15 protein-coding genes are annotated in these 18,434 nt (G+C 64.9%); 4 read left to right on the top strand and 11 right to left on the bottom strand.

The window, feature by feature from the left end; translation table 11 throughout:
* Window positions 1-95 precede the first annotated feature (95 nt).
* Window positions 96-1,751: an ATP-binding protein gene (locus ACZY1F_RS04665; RefSeq protein ID WP_463940519.1), complete on the top strand. Its 1,656-nt coding sequence runs from the start codon at window positions 96-98 to the stop codon at window positions 1,749-1,751.
* Here the strand turns inward: ACZY1F_RS04665 and ACZY1F_RS04660 are convergent.
* From ACZY1F_RS04660 to speB, 10 genes are all read right to left on the bottom strand, one after another.
* Window positions 1,748-3,010, bottom strand: a complete 1,263-nt coding sequence (locus ACZY1F_RS04660) for a 5-methylcytosine restriction system specificity protein McrC (RefSeq protein ID WP_463940518.1) — start codon at window positions 3,008-3,010, stop codon at window positions 1,748-1,750. The genes ACZY1F_RS04665 and ACZY1F_RS04660 overlap by 4 nt on opposite strands.
* Before the next feature lie 64 nt (window positions 3,011-3,074).
* Window positions 3,075-5,321 (bottom strand): McrB family protein, encoded by a 2,247-nt coding sequence (locus ACZY1F_RS04655; protein ID WP_463940517.1) that lies wholly within the window; start codon window positions 5,319-5,321, stop codon window positions 3,075-3,077.
* Between the two features lie 71 nt (window positions 5,322-5,392).
* Entirely contained in the window at window positions 5,393-5,644 is a 252-nt protein-coding gene (locus ACZY1F_RS04650) for a PLDc N-terminal domain-containing protein (protein ID WP_463940516.1), read from the bottom strand.
* A gap of 85 nt (window positions 5,645-5,729) precedes the next feature.
* Window positions 5,730-6,146 (bottom strand): acyl-CoA thioesterase, encoded by a 417-nt coding sequence (locus ACZY1F_RS04645; RefSeq protein ID WP_463940515.1) that lies wholly within the window; start codon window positions 6,144-6,146, stop codon window positions 5,730-5,732.
* A gap of 89 nt (window positions 6,147-6,235) precedes the next feature.
* The gene (locus ACZY1F_RS04640) at window positions 6,236-8,296 is read right to left on the bottom strand and encodes an ABC transporter ATP-binding protein (RefSeq protein ID WP_463940514.1); all 2,061 of its coding nucleotides are present in this window, start codon (window positions 8,294-8,296) and stop codon (window positions 6,236-6,238) included.
* Window positions 8,293-10,026 carry an ABC transporter ATP-binding protein gene (locus ACZY1F_RS04635; RefSeq protein WP_463940513.1) on the bottom strand — a complete coding sequence of 578 codons (1,734 nt, stop codon included), beginning with the start codon at window positions 10,024-10,026 and terminating at the stop codon, window positions 8,293-8,295. Before ACZY1F_RS04635 ends, ACZY1F_RS04640 begins: the two co-directional genes overlap by 4 nt.
* 252 nt (window positions 10,027-10,278) lie before the next feature.
* Complete coding sequence (locus ACZY1F_RS04630; protein ID WP_463940512.1) at window positions 10,279-11,922, bottom strand: MFS transporter; 1,644 nt, start codon at window positions 11,920-11,922, stop codon at window positions 10,279-10,281.
* Window position 11,923: 1 nt separating this feature from the next.
* Window positions 11,924-12,430, bottom strand: coding sequence for a MarR family winged helix-turn-helix transcriptional regulator (locus tag ACZY1F_RS04625; protein WP_463940511.1), 507 nt, complete (start codon window positions 12,428-12,430; stop codon window positions 11,924-11,926).
* Between the two features lie 190 nt (window positions 12,431-12,620).
* On the bottom strand, window positions 12,621-14,327 hold the full coding sequence (locus ACZY1F_RS04620; protein WP_463940510.1) for a thiamine pyrophosphate-binding protein: 1,707 nt from the start codon (window positions 14,325-14,327) through the stop codon (window positions 12,621-12,623).
* Between the two features lie 4 nt (window positions 14,328-14,331).
* Window positions 14,332-15,396: an agmatinase gene (speB, locus tag ACZY1F_RS04615; protein ID WP_463941125.1), complete on the bottom strand. Its 1,065-nt coding sequence runs from the start codon at window positions 15,394-15,396 to the stop codon at window positions 14,332-14,334.
* A gap of 217 nt (window positions 15,397-15,613) precedes the next feature.
* On the opposite strand from speB, the gene ACZY1F_RS04610 reads away from it, so the two are divergent.
* Genes ACZY1F_RS04610 through ACZY1F_RS04600 form a run of 3 tightly spaced genes read left to right on the top strand, consistent with a single transcriptional unit; the run spans window position 15,614 to window position 17,663 of the window.
* Complete coding sequence (locus ACZY1F_RS04610) at window positions 15,614-16,141, top strand: TetR family transcriptional regulator (RefSeq protein WP_463940508.1); 528 nt, start codon at window positions 15,614-15,616, stop codon at window positions 16,139-16,141.
* Complete coding sequence (locus ACZY1F_RS04605; RefSeq protein ID WP_463940507.1) at window positions 16,138-16,881, top strand: ABC transporter ATP-binding protein; 744 nt, start codon at window positions 16,138-16,140, stop codon at window positions 16,879-16,881. Before ACZY1F_RS04610 ends, ACZY1F_RS04605 begins: the two co-directional genes overlap by 4 nt.
* Window positions 16,878-17,663, top strand: a complete 786-nt coding sequence (locus tag ACZY1F_RS04600) for an ABC transporter permease (RefSeq protein ID WP_463940506.1) — start codon at window positions 16,878-16,880, stop codon at window positions 17,661-17,663. The genes ACZY1F_RS04605 and ACZY1F_RS04600 overlap by 4 nt, the downstream gene beginning before the upstream one ends.
* A gap of 78 nt (window positions 17,664-17,741) precedes the next feature.
* Here ACZY1F_RS04600 and ACZY1F_RS04595 read toward each other — a convergent pair whose 3' ends face one another.
* Window positions 17,742-18,317, bottom strand: a complete 576-nt coding sequence (locus tag ACZY1F_RS04595) for a helix-turn-helix domain-containing protein (protein ID WP_463940505.1) — start codon at window positions 18,315-18,317, stop codon at window positions 17,742-17,744.
* Window positions 18,318-18,434: the final 117 nt, after the last annotated feature.

Genomic DNA, 18,434 nt, shown 5'->3' with positions numbered 1-18,434 from the left:
TCCCCTCAACCAGCTTGACAACGTGAGAAGTATAGCCCGCTGCCGATATCCTGCTGGTATGTATTCCCCTATCCTCCCACTTCAGGCTGACGTTCATGAGTAAACCCGAAAAGTGGGCCACCGGTCGCCTCAGGTTTTTCCGGCGACCCTTCCACGAGTACCGGCTGACGGACAGGGTGGGCCTCAGCCAGACGCCACTGTTCGTCACCACCCTCCTGACGGCACTGCTGATGTGGGCATTTTTTCCGGGGACCTTGAACAACCCGCTTTTCGTGGCCTTCCTGGCTTCCCAGGCGGCCATCATGGCCCTGTGCTACCTGGTGCCCTGGGACCGCCTGCCCTACACCAGCTTCCTGATCATCCCGCTCCTAGACTTCGTCTCCATCGCCCTGGGCAGGGAGGGCGGGCAGGAAGGCCTGACCGGCATCAGCCTGTTGGCGGTGTTCCCCGTCATCTGGCTGTGCGCCTCCGGCTACTACCCCCGGGCTTCCCTGTGGTTGTCGTTCTTCGGACCCTTGGCCATCATCTGGGTTCCGCTGTTGATTCGCGGGGATGTATCGGGGCCCAGCTTGGCTAAATCACTGCTCGTCCCGGTCATGATGCTGGGAATCGGCGTGTCTGTCAGCGTCCTGACCCTGAGCATGACGCGGCAGCAGCGGAGCCTGGAGGAGAAGGACGAGCAGCTCCAAGCCAGCCTGCTCAGCACCAGGCGCCAGGAAGCCCTGCTCAACTCCGTTCTGGAAACCGTGCACCTGGGCGTCCTCGCCGTCGACGCAGGCGGCCACGACATTCTCATGAACCGGAAACAACGCGCCAACCACGAGCTGGCACGCCCAAAGGACATCGACGATCCGAACGAATCCCAGCTGCTGGTCGTCGGCGCAGACCGCACCACCCCCGTCCCGGTGGCGGACCGACCCGTGCGGAGGGCTGTCCTGGGCGAGACCTTCACCGACTACTTGGTCTGGCTGGGCGCAGGCAAGGAACAGCGGGCCTTCACCACCAGCGCCCGGGCCATGAAGGACCCCGACGGGTCTTTCGCCGGCTCGGTGATCGTGTTCAGCGATGTGACCGACCTGGTGGACGCCCTGGCCGCCAAGGATGATTTCGTCGCCAGTGTCTCCCACGAGTTCAGGACTCCCCTGACCTCCATCCTGGGCTACGTGGAACTTCTCCTGGAGGACGACCCCGGCAACGACCAACTGGAGCCACTGAAGATCATCAAGCGCAATTCAGAACGGCTTCTCACCTTGGTGTCCGATCTCCTTGCCACCAGGAACGGGCAACTGATCGTGACCCCGCACGCCGTCGACGTCGCGGAACTGGTGCGCGCCAGCGTGTCCGCCGCGATGCCCCGGGCTGATGCCTCCCGTGTGGCGTTGAAAGCCGAAACCCCAGCCAAGCTGGAGGCCCATGTGGACGGCCCCCGCATCTCCCAGGTGCTGGACAACCTGGTCTCCAACGCGATCAAATACTCGCCCGACGGCGGCAACGTGGTGGTGTCCTTGGAGCACGACGGCGGCAACCTCGCGTGCCGTGTCAGCGATACCGGCATGGGCATGAGCCCCAACGACCAGGCCCAGGTGTTCGCCAAGTTTTTCCGGACCAGTAACGTCCGCCGGACAGCCATTCCCGGCGTGGGCCTTGGCCTGCCCATCAGCAAGGCCATCGTGGAGGCCCACGGCGGAACCATCCAAGTGGAAAGCAAACTGGGCCAGGGCACCACGTTCACGTTCCGGATGCCGGTCTAGGTTCCCGCGCGGGCGGCACGGACCACTTCACCCCAGGACTGCCGTGCCAGGTCCGCCACCGCTGCCAGAATGTCCGACGGCGGCACCGACAGATCCAGCGGAAACTCCACAATGTCGATGTCAGTGTTGAGGATCCGCCGCAGCTTCATCTCGCCCGCCCCCGCATAGACCAGCCAGGCGGTGGGCACGCCCAGGGCGGTGCAGTGGGCGAGCATCTGGTAGTGGTCGGCGGTCAGGGATGCGCCGAGGTCGGCGGCGGCCTTGTACTTTGCGTTGTAGACCACCACCGGCCTGCCGCCCAGCAGATGCACAGCGTCCGGGCGAACGGAGAGCCGGTCGGCATCATGGACAGCTTCGCTGAGGAGCGCGTTGTACTGCAGCCGCATCTCCCCCGGATACGCCGCCATGGCCTCCCGGAGCGCCATGCCCACAAAATCCTCGAACACTTGGGCCATGTCCACCACAAACGACGCCGTCTGCTGCTTCCCCTCGCCGGCCTCGGCGGAGGCATTCTTCAGGATCAGCTCAGAGAGGCGCAGCACTGGCTGGTAGCGGACGTTCATCCGGCTCGGCGTCCACGGCGGCAGGGGCGCGCCGGCCGGAAGGCGGGTGACGGCGTCGAGCTTTCCCTTCAGCTGCCGCAGGCGGCTCAATAGTTCGGGGCGGACCCGCGGCACCTTGCCCATCCGTTCCAGCGCGGCCCGAAGTATCCGGTTTTCGGCGATATCCTCGGTGAACTCGTCATATGACACCTCCAACGGCACCAGCATGCCGGGACGGCGGGAAATCTGGTCGGAAATCCGGATGCGGCCCTTGACCGTGCGGAGGGACTCATCAACGGTCAGGTAGCCCTGCAACACGCCTCGTCCCAGGGCACGCTCTGCCATTTGCGCCAAGGATTCGGCCAGAGCGCTCCAGAGTTCGCGGTCCTCGGTTGCGGCCACGGAATCGGCTCGGAAGCCCTGGTTGCCGGCGTAGCTGAGGAGGAAGAGCAGCCGGCTCAGGCCCAGCCGGTCTTTTGGGCGCACATCCAGCTGCAGGCTGGCCGTACGGACCGACCCCACCTTGCCCGCGGGCTCGATCCGATACAAGCCCATGCCCATCGGGGAGGCCTTGGCCAGCCCACTGGCGTTCACGAAGGCCGCGCTGGGGGCATCCAAGCGTTCCACCGTGCCCTGGGACAGCTCGTCAAGGACCACGTGGCGCGCTGTGGGGCCGCGACCGCGCTGCAGTGCACCACCCTGTGCCGTGTCACTCAATGCTGCGCCTCCCAATGCTGCGCCGGCATGCACTGCTCCTCCATGTACGGGGGTGTGGGTCGGCTTAGCTGGTAACAAGGCGTCCCAGCAGCTGCTCCAGCCCGAACCGCTCCTCCAGCTGCCCGCGGGTCAGCTGGCCGTGGTAGTGCTCTTCCAGCAGTGGCATCAGCTCGTATTTCCAGATCCGGCGCAGCCCACTCGGCGTCTGGGCTGCGGACTTCATGAAGTACGACGGGCCGATCATCAAGTCCCGGTCCCACTCGTCGATGGCCCCGTTGAGCGCATCCAGCAGCAGTGCCGGCGTGGTGTCCAAGTCCCGCGCCTGCAGGAAGCGCAACAGCGACCCCTTCACCGGCTCCGTCTGCGGGTGCAGTTCGATGAACGCGAACCGGCGCCGGATGGCGGCGTCCATCATGGCGATGGACCGGTCCGCGGTGTTCATGGTGCCGATGATGTACAGGTTGTCCGGCAGCGTGAACGGCTCGTTGGGGCTGTACTGCAGGTAGATCCGGTCGTCGCGGTATTCCAGCAGGAAGTACAGCTCGCCGAACACCTTGGCCAGGTTGGCGCGGTTCATCTCGTCAATGATCAGGAAATAGGGTTTCGTCTCGTTCCCGGGCTTGGCGGCTTCCTCGGCCAGCCGGCGCAGCGGCCCCGCCACGAGCTTGAAGGCCACCTGGCCCTCGTCCGTCTTGTCTGGCCGGTAGCCTTCAAAAAAGTCCTCATACGCGTACGACGGGTGGAACTGCACCAGCTTCACCCGCTCGTCCGTGCTGTCCTGGGCCAGTTCCGCCGCGAGGTGCTTGGCCAGGTACGTCTTGCCCGTTCCGGGCGGCCCGTACAGGACCAGCTGGCGGTTCTCCTCCAGCAGTTCCGCGATCTCCTGCAGCGGCTCCAGGTCCATGTGCAGCGACTCCGCGAAGTCGCGGCTCAGCGGGCGGAAGCCCTCCTGCACGGGGGGCACGACGGCGGCAGGTGCGGCGTCGTCGTTGTCCTCCGGTTCCGCCTCGGCCGGCACAAGCGCCTGGAGCGCATGCACCACTTTGGTGACGTCAACAACGATCCCCGAAGTGGCCAGCTGCCGCTGGACGTGACGGGGCAGGTCTGTTGTGGCGTGGCCGTCGTCATCCAGCCAGCGCACCTTGCGCCGCAGGCGGCGGTTGTCATCGTTGTGCTCGGGCTCGCCGAGCACCACTGCCAGCCGCACGGTGCCGGCGTGCTGGAACAGAACCAGGTCGCCGGGCTTCATAACGGTGAGGAAGGCGAACACCGCCGTTTTGGTGTCCTCCCGCTCCACGTAGCCCAGGTGCTTGTAGTCCTCGTCCACGGCGTGCTGAACCAGCCCGGCGGTCACGCCGGGGTCCAGGTGGCGGAGATGTTCGACGTCGAGCGTCACCTTCTCCTCTTCCTGCCACGCGGTGAGGAGCTCGGCGTTATCGCTGTGGGTACGCAGCAGCCACGCGCGGCGCCCGGGGTCCCCGACCTTGCGCCACTGGCTGACCAGCTGGCGGGCGTACCAGTCGATGCGCTGGCCGGCCTGTTCATCCAAATGCAGGCGGATCCGGTTGATGTCCGCGGTGATGTCTTCGTCACTGTCGCCCTTGGCCCCGCCCACCAGGGAGGCGAACGCGTCCCGGATTTCCTGCCGCTCCACGTCCGCCACAACAGGCTCGAAGTAGCTTGGCCACGCCAAATACTCGATGCTGCGGCGGATGGCGGGCTGGTCCCCCGGCGTTCCCGCTGCGAGCTCGTGGAACTTGAGCGGGTCCTTCAGCGCCTTGGTGATGGCGGCCGGAATCTGCTGGTCCACGTGCTGCACAAACCGGCAGAGCCATTTGAGGTGGTCCCAGATGGTCCAGTTGAATTCGGCGGTGCGGTCCCTGATCACGCCGTGGTCCGTCATGCCCTTGTAGAGTTCCTCGGGCAGCTCCAGCGGTGCTTCCAAGGGTGTTTCCAGCCAGGACGCGGCCTCGGCCACGCGGGCTCGTTTGACCTTGAGTGACTTCACCTCGTGCGCCAGGGGCAGCGACTGCAGGAACAGCAGCTCGACGGCCAGCTGCTTGGCCTCCCGGGAAGCGCCTTCGAGGTTCTGCCGGAGGTTTGTCATCATGGGCGCCTTGGCATCCGCGGTGCCCCGGTCCAGGCGGTCCAGCAGCTCTGCCGCAGCCTCCGCAGTCCAGGTCAGGGTGTTCCCGTCCAAGGCTGACGGCTTGCCCTGCAGACCTGGTCCCAGCACAAACCAGGCCGCGTCCTCGATCTCCTTTGAGACACCGAGGGCGCGGTGCATGGCAGTCTTGGGGTTTGGGGTCATGGGTTCAAATTTACAGGCTCAAGCTGGATGCCCGCTCCGAGGTCCCTGGTGGTCTGCAGTTCTCAGGCCTGCTATTTGACGGCTCCGGCCCCGGCTCCGGGCCGCTTGCGCCCCAGAATGAAGTAGCCCATCGGCCCGATGAAATTGATCAGGGCCGCCACGCGCCAGGCCGCCTTTGGTCCATTGATTTGCGCCGCCGGACGCTTGGAAATGTCGCGCTGGGCGGCCAACATCAGCGCCACCTGCCCTATCCCGATGACCACAAATCCCGCCCGTGCCGCCGGTGACATCTCTTTCCAGGTCTTTTTGTTTTTCTTGGCCATGATCAACGCTCCCTTAGTGGATACTTCCAGTTTCCGGTGTGCGCCGTGCCTGCGCAACGGGTGCGCTGGCACGAAGGCGCACGGTTCAAAATGTAAACGGCGCCAGCCGCTCCTTCTGCTTCGGCGTCAGGCGCAGGACGCGGCCGGAGGCCTCGTCCACAAACGCCAGATGGCTGCTGGCCCGGACGCATTCCTCACGGGTGACCGGGTCCTGCACCACGTAGTGGATGTCAAAACTGGCGCCTTTCACCGCGCCGATCCACAGTTGGACCACGGCCGGGATGTTGCGGTATTCGAGGGTCTTCACGTAGCGGATCCTGTGGTCCACCACCAGCGCCAGGGTCCCCTCTGGAACATCGTTGAAGAGCGAGACTTCCGGCTCAATGCCGGGCAGGCCGGTTCCCCGCGGAGGCCCGAACGCTGTAATCCGCGCCTCCTCCAGCATCCGGACGATCTGGACGTTGTTGATGTGCCCATAGGCGTCCATGTCGCCCCAGCGCATCGGGACCAGCACCTCGATGCGCCGGGGATCGGGGACGCCTGGACCGCGGCCGGACGCGGGCTCGGACGCGTGGACGATACCCAGCGTGCTCAGCTGTGGACCGCCGTCGAATCGTCCACAACGGTTTCCTCAACGTCGGAACCGGCGAACTGGGACATGTACAGCCGGTAGTAGGCACCTTCCTCCGCCAGGAGCGCCTTGTGGTTGCCCTGCTCCACGATCTTGCCGTTCTCCATCACCAGGATGGTGTCGGCGTCGCGGATGGTGGACAGCCGGTGGGCGATCACAAAGCTGGTGCGGTCCGTCCGCAGCGCCGCCATGGCCTTCTGGACCAGCAGCTCGGTGCGTGTATCCACCGAACTGGTTGCCTCATCCAGGATGAGCAGCGACGGGTTGGCCACAAATGCGCGCGCGATGGTGATCAGCTGCTTTTCACCGGCGCTGACGTTGTTGCCTTCCTCATCGATTACGGTGTCGTAGCCATCCGGCAGGGCGCGCACAAAGCGGTCCACGAAGGTGGCCTTGGCCGCTGCCATAACCTGCTCCTCAGTGGCGTCCAGGTTGCCGTACCGGATGTTGTCGTAAATGGACCCTCCAAACAGCCACGCATCCTGGAGCACCATGCCCACCTTGGACCGCAGCTCGGAGCGGCTCAGGTGCGTGACATCCACGCCGTCCAGGGTGATGGACCCGGAGTTGAGCTCGTAGAAGCGCATCACAAGGTTCACCAGGGTGGTTTTGCCGGCCCCCGTGGGACCGACGATCGCCACGGTGTTCCCGGGTTCCGCCGTGAAGGACAGGTTTTCGATCAGCGGCTTGTCCTCGGTGTAGCTGAACGTGACGCCCTTGAACTCCACATGCCCGTCGGTCTTGGCCGGCAGGTGCTCGGTAGCGGTCTCGGAGTCCTGCTCATCGGCGTCGAGGAATTCGAAGACCCGCTCCGAGGAGGCGACGCCGGACTGCAGCATGTTGGCCATGCCGGCCATCTGGCCCAGCGGCTGGGTGAACTCGCGCGAGTACTGGATGAATGCCGTTGCATCGCCCAGGGACATCGAGCCCGAGGCCACCCGGAGGCCACCCACGACGGCGATGCCCACATAGCTGAGGTAGGAAACGAACTGCATGACCGGGAAGATCATGCCGGAGACAAACTGGGCTCCGAAGCTGGCCTTGTAGAGGGCCTCGTTCCGCTCTTCGAAGCGTTCCAGCATGTCAGCGTCACGGCCGAAGACCCGCACAAGATCGTGCCCGGAGAAGGATTCCTCGATCTGGCCGTTCAGCTCGCCCGTGTTCTTCCATTGGGCGGCAAAAAGCTTCTGGCTGCGGGAGCCGATCAGGCCGGCCGCCACGCCGGACAGCGGCAGCGCCACCAGGGCGATGAGGGCGAGCTGCCAGGACACGATGAACATCATGATGACGATGCCGATGACCGTCAGCAGCGAGCTGATCAGCTGCGCAAAGGCCTGCTGCAGCGCCTGCTGGACGTTGTCGACATCGTTCGTCACCCGGGAGAGGACGTCGCCGCGCTGGCGGGTGTCGAAGTAGTTAAGCGGGAGCCGGTTCAGTTTCTTTTCGGTGTCGTCCCGGAGCCTGCGGATCACCTTCATCACGATGCGGTTCAGCACGTAGCCCTGCAGCCAGAGGAAGATGTTGGCCACAAAGTACATCAGCAGCACGATGGCGATCAGGACCGAGAGCTTCTGGAAGTTGATCCCGGTGCCGGGAACCAGCTCCATCCGGGACACCATGTCCGCGAAGTTGTCCTGGCCCTGCTGGCGCAGGCCTTCCACGAACTGGTCCTTGCTGGCGCCGGCGGGGAGCTGCTTGCCCACTACGCCGCCGAAGATGACGTCCATGGCCTGGCCCAGGATCTTGGGGGCGATGACGTTCAGGACCACCGAGACAACCACCAGTCCCACAACCGCGTAGATGCCCACAGCTTCAGGCTTCAGGAGACCCAGCAACCTTTTGGCAGACGGCCAGAAGTGCTCAGCCTTCTTCGCGGGCATGCCGCCGAACATGTCGCCGTCGGCTTCGGAAGGTTTGTATTCCTCCTCGAAGAACTCGTCGTCCTCCAGGAGGTCTTCGGGGGTAGTAGTGCCTGTTTGCTTGACCTCAGCCGGTGTTGCGTCCTTCTTGGCGGCGCTCATGCCATTTCCTCCACGCTCAGCTGGGATTCAACAATTTCCTGGTAGGTGGGTGAGGTTTCCAGGAGTTCCTCGTGCGTTCCGCGGTCCACGATCCGGCCGTTGTCCAGGACCAGGATCTGGTCTGCGTCGGTGATGGTGGAGATCCGCTGGGCCACGATGATCACTGTGGCGTCGGCGGTGGTCTGTTTCAGCGCGGCGCGGAGCCTGGCGTCAGTTGCCACATCCAGGGCCGAGAACGAATCGTCGAAGAGGTAGACCTTCGGTTTGGTGATCAGCGCACGGGCGATGCAGAGCCGCTGCCGCTGGCCGCCGGAAACGTTGGTGCCGCCCTGCGCGATGCGGGCGTTCAGTCCGTTTTTCTTCTCGCGGACAAAATCCCCGCCCTGGGCGATCTGCAGCGCGTCCCAGAGTTCCTGGTCCGTGGCTTCGGTCTTGCCGAAGCGCAGGTTGCGCTCGATGGTGCCCGAGAAGAGGTACGGCCGCTGCGGGACCAGTGCCACGCGCTTGGTGATCTCGGCCCGGTCCAGGTTGCTGACGGAGACGCCGTCCAGGAGGACTTCACCCTCGGCGATGTCGTAAAGGCGCGGCAGCAGGGCCAGCAGCGAGGTCTTGCCTGCACCGGTGGAACCGATGATGGCCACGGTCTCGCCCGGCTTGGCGGTGAAGCTGATGTTACTCAGCACCGGCGTCTCGGCACCGGGGTAGGCGAAGGTGACGTTCCGGTACTCCACCACCCCAGCCAATGTGGCGGGAGTTTCGGGACGTTCGGGATCGTGGATGGAGGGTTCGACGTCGAGCACTTCACCGATGCGGTCCGCGCAGACGGAGGCGCGCGGGATCATCATGGCCATAAACGTGCCCATCATAACGGCGACCAGGATCTGGAGCAGGTACTGCAGGAACGCGGTCAGTGAGCCCACCTGCATGTCGCCTGATTCCACGCGCTGGCCACCGAACCACAGCACCGCGGCCGTGGAAAGGTGCAGGATCATGCCGATGGCGGGGAACATCAGGACAAACAGCGCACCGATCTTCAGGGAGACGTCGGTCAGGTCCTTGTTGGCAACGCCGAACCGTTCGGTTTCGTAGGGTTCGCGGACAAAGGCCCGGACCACCCGGATGCCGATGATCTGCTCGCGCAGGACGGCGTTGATGCGGTCGATCTTCTTCTGCATGGAACGGAACAGGGGCATCAGCCGCACCACGAGGTAGCCCACCACCACGACCAGCACGGGCACGGAGACCCAGACCAGCCAGGACAGGCTGATGTCCTCGCGCAGCGCCATGATGATGCCGCCGATGCACATAATGGGGGTGGCCACCATGAAGTTCAGGCCCATCAGCACCAGCATCTGCACCTGCTGGACGTCGTTGGTGCCGCGGGTGATGAGGGTGGGGGCGCCGAACGTGTTCACGTCCTTGGCGGAGAAACTGGTGACCTTGCGGAACACCCCGCGGCGGAGGTCGCGGCCCACGGCCATGGCCGTTTTTGAGCCGTAGTAGACGCCGGCAATGGCGGTGCCCACCTGGACAATGGCCACCAGCAGCATCACGGAACCGGTCCGCCAGATGAAGTCCGTGTCCCCGCGGGAAACACCTTCATCGATGATCTGGGCGTTGAGGCTGGGGAGGTAGAGCGCTGCGATGGTGGACGCCAGCTGGAACACTACGACGGCCACGATGTATGGCATATACGGTTTGGAGTAGCGCCGTATGAGGGTGAGGAGCATGCCCGTGAATCCTTAGGAAGAGAGCGCGAAATGATGAGGATAAGTAGTAACAGACGGGGCTGACATTTCTCAGCCTACCTACTCTACGAAATCCGTTGCCCGGGCGAAACATCCACGGCAAATATCATCCGATCGGCGTACTCCCCCACGCGGTTAGCCGGCCACCCACCTGCGCGAACGGACACTTGTGGCCCCGCCATCCCAGGGGGCCTCAAGTGGCCGTTCGCGCGTTCGTAAGTAGCCGTGCTTAGGTCAGCGGTTCGCGGAGGCGAGTTCCGGCGTCGTGCTTTCAGCATTGGCGTCTGCCCTCGCCTTGGCGCTTTCCGCGGCGTCTGACCCGGCCACCACCCCTGATTGCGCCTCCGGCTGGATGTCGACGGTGCGCCGCAGCGGGCGTTCCTTGATGAACAGGACCGAGACCAGGGCTATTACCGCAACGGCGGCGGAGATCAGGAAGACCTCGGCGGTGGCGTCGCCGTAAGCAGCTCGCATGATTTCGCGCACCGGGGCGGGCATATCAGCAAGGTCCATGCTGGCTCCGGCGGACCCGCCCGCCACCGGGATGCCGGCGGCAGCCAGGCCCTGCGTGGCGAGTTCGCTGACCCGGCTGCTGAGGATGGCGCCGAGCACGGACACGCCGATTGCGCCGCCCACCGAACGGAAGAATGCCACCGACGCACTGGCCGAACCGATGTCGGACGCCCTGACGGTGTTCTGCACCGCCAGGACCAGGTTCTGCATCAGCATGCCGAGGCCTAGGCCCAGGATTGCCGTGAAGATCCCGGCCTGCCACAGTTCGGTGGTGTGGTCCATGGTGCCGGCTAGTCCGAGGCCGCCGATCAGCAGGATGGACCCGCCGATCAGGTAGCCCTTCCATTTTCCGGTGCGGCTGATGAGCAGACCGGAAACGACGGAACCGGTCAGGTTGCCGGCGATCATCGGAAGCGTCAGCAGCCCGGCTTCGGTGGGAGTGGCGCCGCGGGCCACCTGGAAGTACTGGCCCAGGAAGGTGGTTGAACCGAACATTGCGATGCCCACGGCCACTGAAGCGATGATGGCCAAAGCGGTGGTGCGTTCGGAGATGATCTTCAGCGGGATGATGGGCTGCTCAACCTTGGACTCCACCAGCACCAGCAGGGCCAGCAGGACAACGCCGCCGCCCACCATGGCGGCCGACTGCCAGGAAACCCAGCCGTAGTAGGCGGGGTTGCCGGCGAAGGAAACCCAGATCAGGAGCAGGCTGACACCGGAGGTCAGCAGGATGGAGCCAAGCCAGTCGATCTTGACGTGGCGTTTGATGTGCTCGATTTTCAGGGTGATCTGGAGCAGGATAAGCGCGACGACGGCGAGCGGCACGCAGACGAAGAACGTCCAGCGCCAGCCCAGCGGGCTGTCCACGATGAATCCGCCCAGCAGCGGGCCGCCGGCAGTGCCTACCGCCATCACGGCGCCCATGTAGCCGGAGTATTTGCCGCGGTCCCGCGGCGGGATCATGGTTCCGATGATGGCCTGCGCCAGCGCGGTCAGCCCGCCCATGGCCACGCCCTGGATAACGCGTGCGGTGAGCAGCAGCGGGATGGTCTCGGAGAGTCCGGCCATGACCGAGCCGGCCACGAAGATGACGATGCTCAGCTGGACCAGGATCTTCTTGTTAAAGAGGTCGGACAGCTTGCCCCAGATGGGGGTGGTGACGGCGTTGGCCAGCAGCGCGGCGGTGATCACCCAGGCGAAGTCGGTCTGGGTGCCGTGCAGATCGGACATGATGGTGGGCAACGCGTTGGCCACGATGGTGCTGCTGAGGATGGCGGTGAAGAACGCCGCGAGGAGCCCGGTCAGGGCTTCCATGATCTGGCGGTGGGTCATCGCCAAGGGTGGTGCGGCCGGTTGGCTCGACATATCAGTGCTCCTGGAGGGTATGGGTTGCGGCGGATGGTGCCGCGGTTGGAAGTACCGGGACTGCATGTGCCCGGGCTGAATGCTTGAGTGACTCCGAGAGTTTTGTCAGGATCCGTGCCGTGTCTTCGGCATCCTCCTGGCTCCAATCGCTGAGGTAGTCCTGCAGTGTGGCCGTGCGGTGCTCCTCGATCTCCCGGAGCTTGTCCGCGCCCGCCGGCGACAGGGCAACCAACTGGGCGCGGCCGTCGTCGGGGTCCTGCCGCCGGATGACGTAACCCTGCTCTTCAAGGTCCGCGATGTGGCGGCTGAGGACTGGGGCGCTGACACCGAGCCGCTCCGCAAGCTGGGTGGCGCGGGACTCCCCCTCGCCCACGAACCTGAGGACGCCCTGCAGCGCAACCCCGGTTTCCTGTCCGCGGAAGCTCGCCGCGGCCACGCATCGGACCACCCTTTGGAGGTCGAAGATGCGGTAGACAAGGTCCGCTGCGGTGTCCGGGGCGACTGCCATGATTGAACTCTCCTCTTTTGTTTGCCTAAGGCAACTATATCTCCAAATGGTTGCTTTGGGAAACTAAAGGAAGGATGGCGGGGTTCCAGGGGCCCTTAAACGCCAGGCGCGAACGTACAGTTGAGGCCCCAATTCCTCGCGGAAATGGGGCCTCAACTGTACGTTCGCGCCGGGGGGTGGTGCTGGGTGTTCAGTCGTCCAGGTGGGTGGGGCCGAACATCTTGAGCAGGGTTTCGACGACGACGACGTTGGGTCCGTCGGCGGCGAAGCCCGCTTTGAGCGCGTCCCCGACGTCCCCGGGGGCCACTCGCGTGGCCGGCACACCGAATGCTTCGGCGAGCTTCACGAAGTCGGGGCGCGCGAGCTCGGTGGCCGTGGCTTTACCGAACGCCCCCACCATGTATTCGCGCAGGATGCCATAGCCGCCGTCGTCCACAATCAGCCAGGTGACCGGGACGTTGTGCTGCTTGGCGGTGGCGAGTTCGGAAATGGAGTACATGGATGAACCGTCACCGGACACGGCAAGCACGCGGCCCGGTTTGCCCACTGTTTCCAGCCCGACGGCGCCGCCGATAGCTGCCGGGAAGCCATAGCCCAGACCGCCGGCACCCTGGGCTGAGTGGAACTGGCCCTGCCGCGCATCCCAGCAGCTCCAGCCCCAGTACGCCGAGATAGTCATGTCCCAGAAGGTCTGCATGTCCGCGGGGACGGCTTCGCGGATGTCGGCCATGAACTTCAGCTCTTTGCCCAGGTCCTGGGACTCGAGCCGTGCCTTGACCTTGGCGAGGGATTCCTTCACCAAGTCTTCGGGGGCGGTCCCGTGCCAGCTGCGGTTGTTATCGATGGGCGCGACCAGGGCCTCGTCTAGGGCGGCGAGCGCCTGGCCGGCATCGGCGCGGATACCCAGGCCGGGGCTATTCGATTCAAGGACGCGCGGCTCGGCATCGATCTGGATGATGCGGCCGCGGGGCGCGAACGTGAAGTAGTTGGACGTGACTTCACCGAGGGACGAGCCGACGACAATCAGGACGTCGGCGTCCTCCAGGAGGTCCGTCATGTGGCGGTCCTCGATCCAGGACTGCAGCGAAAGCTCATGGGTCCACGGGAAGGCGCCGTTGCCGCCCGGGGTGCAGATGACCGGCGCCCGCAGCTTCTCGGCAATCGAGAGCAGCGACTTTTCGGCCCGGCCGCGCCGGGTACCGCCACCGGCGATGATGGCGGGACGTTCCGCCGTCGACAGCCATTTCACCGCTTCCCGGACCAGCTCCACGCGGGGCGGGTTGTCCGCCGCTTCCGCGAGCGCATCCTCCACCGGGGGCACCATGATGGGATCCAGCAGCACGTTCTGCGGGATTTCCAGCCAGACCGGGCCCTGCGGCGAGGAGATGGCTTCGGTCCAGGCATCCTGGATGGCCGATGGGATGCCCGACGCGTGCTGGATCAGGCGCTGGCTCTTGGTGACGTTCGCGGCCGAGGCCTTCTGGTCATCGAGCTGGTGCAGCATGCCCTTGCGGCGGGCGCCGAGTCCTTCGAGCGGGATCTGGCTGGCCACCACCACCATGGGCACACCCGTGGCGTAGGCCTCCTGCAGGCCGGCGAGGGACGTCAGTGCGCCGGGTCCGGTGGACAGGAACAGCACGCCCACTTCACCGGTGGCGCGGGAGTACCCGTCCGCGGCGAAGGCGCTATTGTTCTCCACGCGGGAGGACACAAAGTGCAGGTTGCCGCGGCCCATGGCGTCAAACAGGCCCAGCGCGTGCTGGCCCGGGATGCCAAAGACGGTCTTGGCGCCGAGCGCCTCAAGGGTTTCGACGACGAGGTCCCCGCCGTTGCGCTGGCTGGTACCTCTGCTGTCACCTGCGGGCGCAGCTGCTGTGCCCGGATCGAAATCGATCATTTGGCTACTCCTTGGTCCCGGCGGCGAAACCGGCAGGTTGGCGGGATTCTTGGCCGAGAGCTTGGGCGGCGTAGCCGTTGGCGGTCCCGAACCGGTCACCTTCAACAGCATTGTCCGCCATCAGGGTAATCAGCTCATAGGCCACATGGCTGGCTGCCACACCGGTGATTTCGGCGTGGTCGTAGGCGGGAGCAACCTCGACGACGTCGGCGCCTACCAGGTTCATGCCGCGGAAGCCGCGGATGATCTCCAGGAGTTCACGGCTGGTGATGCCACCGGCCTCCGGGGTCCCGGTACCGGGCGCATGCGCGGGATCCAGGACGTCGATGTCCACGGAAATGTACAGCGGGCGGTTGCCGATCCGGTCGCGGACCTTGGCCACGGTCTCCAGGACGCCCTGGTAGTAGACGTCAGCGGAGGTGACGATACCGAATCCGAAGCGGTGGTCGTCGTCGAGGTCTTTTTTGCCGTAGAGCGGGCCGCGGGTGCCGATGTGGCTGATGGCCTCGGTGTCCAGGATGCCTTCTTCAACGGCCCGGCGGAACGGGGTGCCGTGGGTGTATTCGGCGCCGAAGTAGGTGTCCCAGGTGTCCAGGTGGGCATCAAAGTGCAGCATGGCAATGGGTCCGCCGGCCCGCTCGGCCGCCGCGCGGAGCAACGGCAGGGCGATGGTGTGGTCGCCGCCGAGCGTCACCAGCTTGCTGCCGGCCGCGGTGAGGTCCAGGGCGTTCTGCTGGATGGTTTCGATGGCTTCGTTGATGTTGAAGGGGTTGACCGCCATGTCACCGGCATCAGCAACCTGGATGTTTTCAAACGGACTGACGTCCCAGGCGGGGTTGTACGGGCGGAGCAGGCGGCTGGCCTCGCGGATGTGGTTGGAGCCGAAACGGGCACCCGGGCGGTAGGACACGCCGGAGTCGAAGGGCACGCCCACCACCGTCACGTCGGCCTTGGCCACCTGGTCCAGGCGTGGCAGGCGGGCGTAGGTCGCAGCGCCGGCATAGCGCGGGATACGGGATGAATCGATGGGGCCAAGGTTGCCGTTGGCTTCGATGCGCAGCTCTTTCAAAATGAGCCTCTCCTTCGAGGATTGATCGGCGGGTGTGACAGCCATCATAGCCTGAAGTTTTCTTATGCGCATCAGTTGTTTACAAGAAACCAGCAAAAACCCCGAACGCGGCCCAAGGAAGCCCGCACGCAGCTCTTGACCGGCAAAAATGTTAGAGACTAACATTCTTGATATGCGGAAAGCTGCTGCCACCAGGGCGCTCCTGCAGGAGCATGCCATGGCATTATTCGTTCAACAAGGTTTCGACGAGACAACCGTCGCGCAGATCGCCAGGGCGGCCGGTGTCTCGCAGATGACCTTCTTCCGGTATTTTCCGACGAAAGACGCCGTGGTCTTTGATGACCCCTACGATCCGGTGATCGCGGACCTCGTGGCCGCCCAGGACACCGGGCTGCCCTCGCTGGAGCGTGTCCGGCTGGGCCTGCTGGCCGCGTGGAGCTCGGTGCCCGACCCCGCAGACGGTGCGACCAGAGAGAGGATCAGACTGATAGCAGGCCATACGCGGCTTACAGCCGGCATCTGGGCGAACAACCGCAGGACCGAGGACCTGATCGTTGAAGCCCTGACGGGGACCGGCGTAGGCCGCGTTGAAGCGCGGGTTGCCGCCGGAGCCTGCCTGGGCGGGTTGACGGCCGCACTGCTGGATTGGGCATCGGCACCGGACGGACACGAACTGCGGGACCGGATGACTACGGCCTTGGACCTGATGGGCGATTCAGGCAGGACAATGCGGCGTACCCAATGAAAACATCAGCGGCCATTAAGGCGGAGCGGGTATCGAAAGCCCTGGCCGGACTCCCCGTCCTGGACGACGTTTCCCTGGACGTGGGGCCGTCGGAAATCCACGCCCTGGTGGGTCTGAACGGAGCAGGAAAGACGACGTTGATGCGGATCCTGCTGGGCATGCTCAAACCGGACCGGGGCTCGGCTCACCTGACGGGGCTCCCGGTATCCGGTGCAGGAGCGCAGGTATGGTCAAGGGTCGGGCAGATGCTGGAGACCCCCTTCGCATACCCGGAGCTGACCGCGCGCGAGAACGTCTACTGCTCCGCCCGGTTGCACGGGATGGACCGGGACTCCGCCAGGTCCGCCTCGGCACGGGCAGTATCCGATCTGGGCCTGGAGCCATATGCCACCCGGCGCGCCGGGACGCTGTCACTGGGAAACCGGCAGCGCGTAGGCCTGGCCGCGGCCCTGGTCCATGGACCGGACGTGCTCGTCCTTGACGAACCGACCAACGCACTGGACCCCCGCGGTGTCATCGTCCTCCGCCGGCTGCTCCAGGAGGCTTGCCGGAACAGGGGCGCCGCCATCCTGGTCTCCAGCCACCACCTTGATGAAGTCGCACGGATGGCAGACACGATCAGCGTGCTTCACCGGGGAAGGATCATCGGTTCGCTGCAGCCCGGGACCGTGGACCTTGAACGACGGTTCTTTGACCTTGTGCTGCAGTCCGACATGCGCGAACAGGAACAAGGGCAATGAAGAGCACTTCGGGGCAGGCGCGGGAATTCGAGGCCCTGAAATTCCGCCGGGCGCCCGTGGTGCGGACGGTGTCCGTCCTGATCGGTGTGGGCCTGCCGGTCCTCGCAGCGGCCTTTATGATCGCCGCGACCTCCGACGGGTCCAGCCAGATCGGCCTCAAAGCCGCGGCCATGCTGACAAGTGCAGGCTGGGCCGGGTATTTGGCGATGGTGGGAATGCTTCTGTCCGTCGGTGTACTGATGGGCGTCGGTTTCGTGGTGTGTTGGTGCTTCGGCCGCGAGTTCACTGAAAAAACCCAGGCCTGCCTGTTTGCCCTGCCGGTCAGCCTGCGGCAACTTGCCTACGCGAAGTTTACGGTGACCCTGTGCTGGGCCCTGCTGCTCTGCTTGGTCAGCGTAGCGGTCGCCTTTTTTGCCGGTGCCGTCATCGGACTGGGCGCGCCAGGCCCTGAGGACTTGGTGGCCGCAGGCCAGGCATGGTGCGGCGGTGCCCTGGCAGCCCTGCTGGCTTGTCCGCTCGCCGTCGTAGCCAGTGTTGCCCGCGGCTATCTTCCCGGCGTCGGCGCACTGGTTCTTCTTGTCGTCACCACCCAGGTCGTCACGGCGTTCGGGGCCGGGGCGTGGTTTCCCTATGCAGCGCCCGGGCTATGGATGGGCATGGGCGGCCTGGCTGCCGCCGAAACAGTTAACCCACTCCAGCTCTTCCTTTGCATCCCGGTCTCCGCAATCGGCATCGTCACGACCGGTCACTGGTGGAAGAACATGCAAATCAGCTCCGGCTAAGAAAGTCCGCAACCAGATGAGTACCGTCCGGGGTGGGCTCCAATCAGATTGACATGGTCAGCGCCCCGGAAAACCCGCCTACCGGCTGGCGGCTGGGACCAGGACCCAGAGAACCTCGACGGCCTCGTCGGTGGGATTGACCCACGTATGCGGTTCGCGGCCCGGGAACGTCACGGTATCGCCGGTGCTGAGCTCATATTCCTCGTTGGTCAGGATCAGCCGGATGCTTCCCTTGATCACATGGAGCACGTCCACGTCACAGTCCACGGCGTACAACTCAGTCTCGCCGCGGCCATGCGGCTCGATGACGGCCTGGATGATCTGGATGCGCCGTTCGGAACGGGCCGTCAGCAGCCGCTCCACGATGCCTTGGCCGCCGAGGGAGATCCGGGGGCCGTCGTTCCGCTTGGTCAGGTGTGTTTCCGGGGCAGCGAACAAATCGCCGATGGAGATGGACAGGACTTGACAGAGTGTCACCAGGGACGCGACCGACGGCGATGTGAGGTCACGTTCCACGCGGCTGAGGAAGCCTTTGGTCAGCCCGGTGGCGTCCGCAACCTGCTCGATGGTCAGCCGCTGGGACTGCCGGGCGGCACGGATTCGGGAACCGATGGCAACAGGAACGTTGCTCGGCTCAACTGGCAGTGCCTTCATGTGCGGACCTTTCATGGCCGGCGGTGCGGCCCCATCTCTGGAGCAATCCTAATGGCCAACCGCTGACCTGACGCCGCGAACGCGGCAGCGAACAACAGATAGGGCGGGCGACCTTGA

The sequence above is a fragment of the Pseudarthrobacter xylosi genome (genome assembly GCF_055412765.1).
The sequence above is the reverse complement of the archived record's forward strand: the minus strand, read 5'-3'. Positions and strand labels throughout refer to the sequence as shown.

Bases quoted from the DNA above. Each gene is read 5' to 3' on its own strand.
- ACZY1F_RS04605 (WP_463940507.1), top strand. From the start codon at position 16,138: ATGAAAACATCAGCGGCCATTAAGGCGGAGCGGGTATCGAAAGCCCTG.
- ACZY1F_RS04610 (WP_463940508.1), top strand. From the start codon at position 15,614: ATGGCATTATTCGTTCAACAAGGTTTCGACGAGACAACCGTCGCGCAG.
- ACZY1F_RS04640 (WP_463940514.1), bottom strand. From the start codon at position 8,296: ATGAGCGCCGCCAAGAAGGACGCAACACCGGCTGAGGTCAAGCAAACA.
- ACZY1F_RS04630 (WP_463940512.1), bottom strand. From the start codon at position 11,922: ATGTCGAGCCAACCGGCCGCACCACCCTTGGCGATGACCCACCGCCAG.
- ACZY1F_RS04620 (WP_463940510.1), bottom strand. From the start codon at position 14,327: ATGATCGATTTCGATCCGGGCACAGCAGCTGCGCCCGCAGGTGACAGC.
- ACZY1F_RS04600 (WP_463940506.1), top strand. From the start codon at position 16,878: ATGAAGAGCACTTCGGGGCAGGCGCGGGAATTCGAGGCCCTGAAATTC.
- ACZY1F_RS04625 (WP_463940511.1), bottom strand. From the start codon at position 12,430: ATGGCAGTCGCCCCGGACACCGCAGCGGACCTTGTCTACCGCATCTTC.
- ACZY1F_RS04645 (WP_463940515.1), bottom strand. From the start codon at position 6,146: ATGCGCTGGGGCGACATGGACGCCTATGGGCACATCAACAACGTCCAG.
- ACZY1F_RS04595 (WP_463940505.1), bottom strand. From the start codon at position 18,317: ATGAAGGCACTGCCAGTTGAGCCGAGCAACGTTCCTGTTGCCATCGGT.
- ACZY1F_RS04665 (WP_463940519.1), top strand. From the start codon at position 96: ATGAGTAAACCCGAAAAGTGGGCCACCGGTCGCCTCAGGTTTTTCCGG.
- ACZY1F_RS04650 (WP_463940516.1), bottom strand. From the start codon at position 5,644: ATGGCCAAGAAAAACAAAAAGACCTGGAAAGAGATGTCACCGGCGGCA.
- ACZY1F_RS04635 (WP_463940513.1), bottom strand. From the start codon at position 10,026: ATGCTCCTCACCCTCATACGGCGCTACTCCAAACCGTATATGCCATAC.
- ACZY1F_RS04655 (WP_463940517.1), bottom strand. From the start codon at position 5,321: ATGACCCCAAACCCCAAGACTGCCATGCACCGCGCCCTCGGTGTCTCA.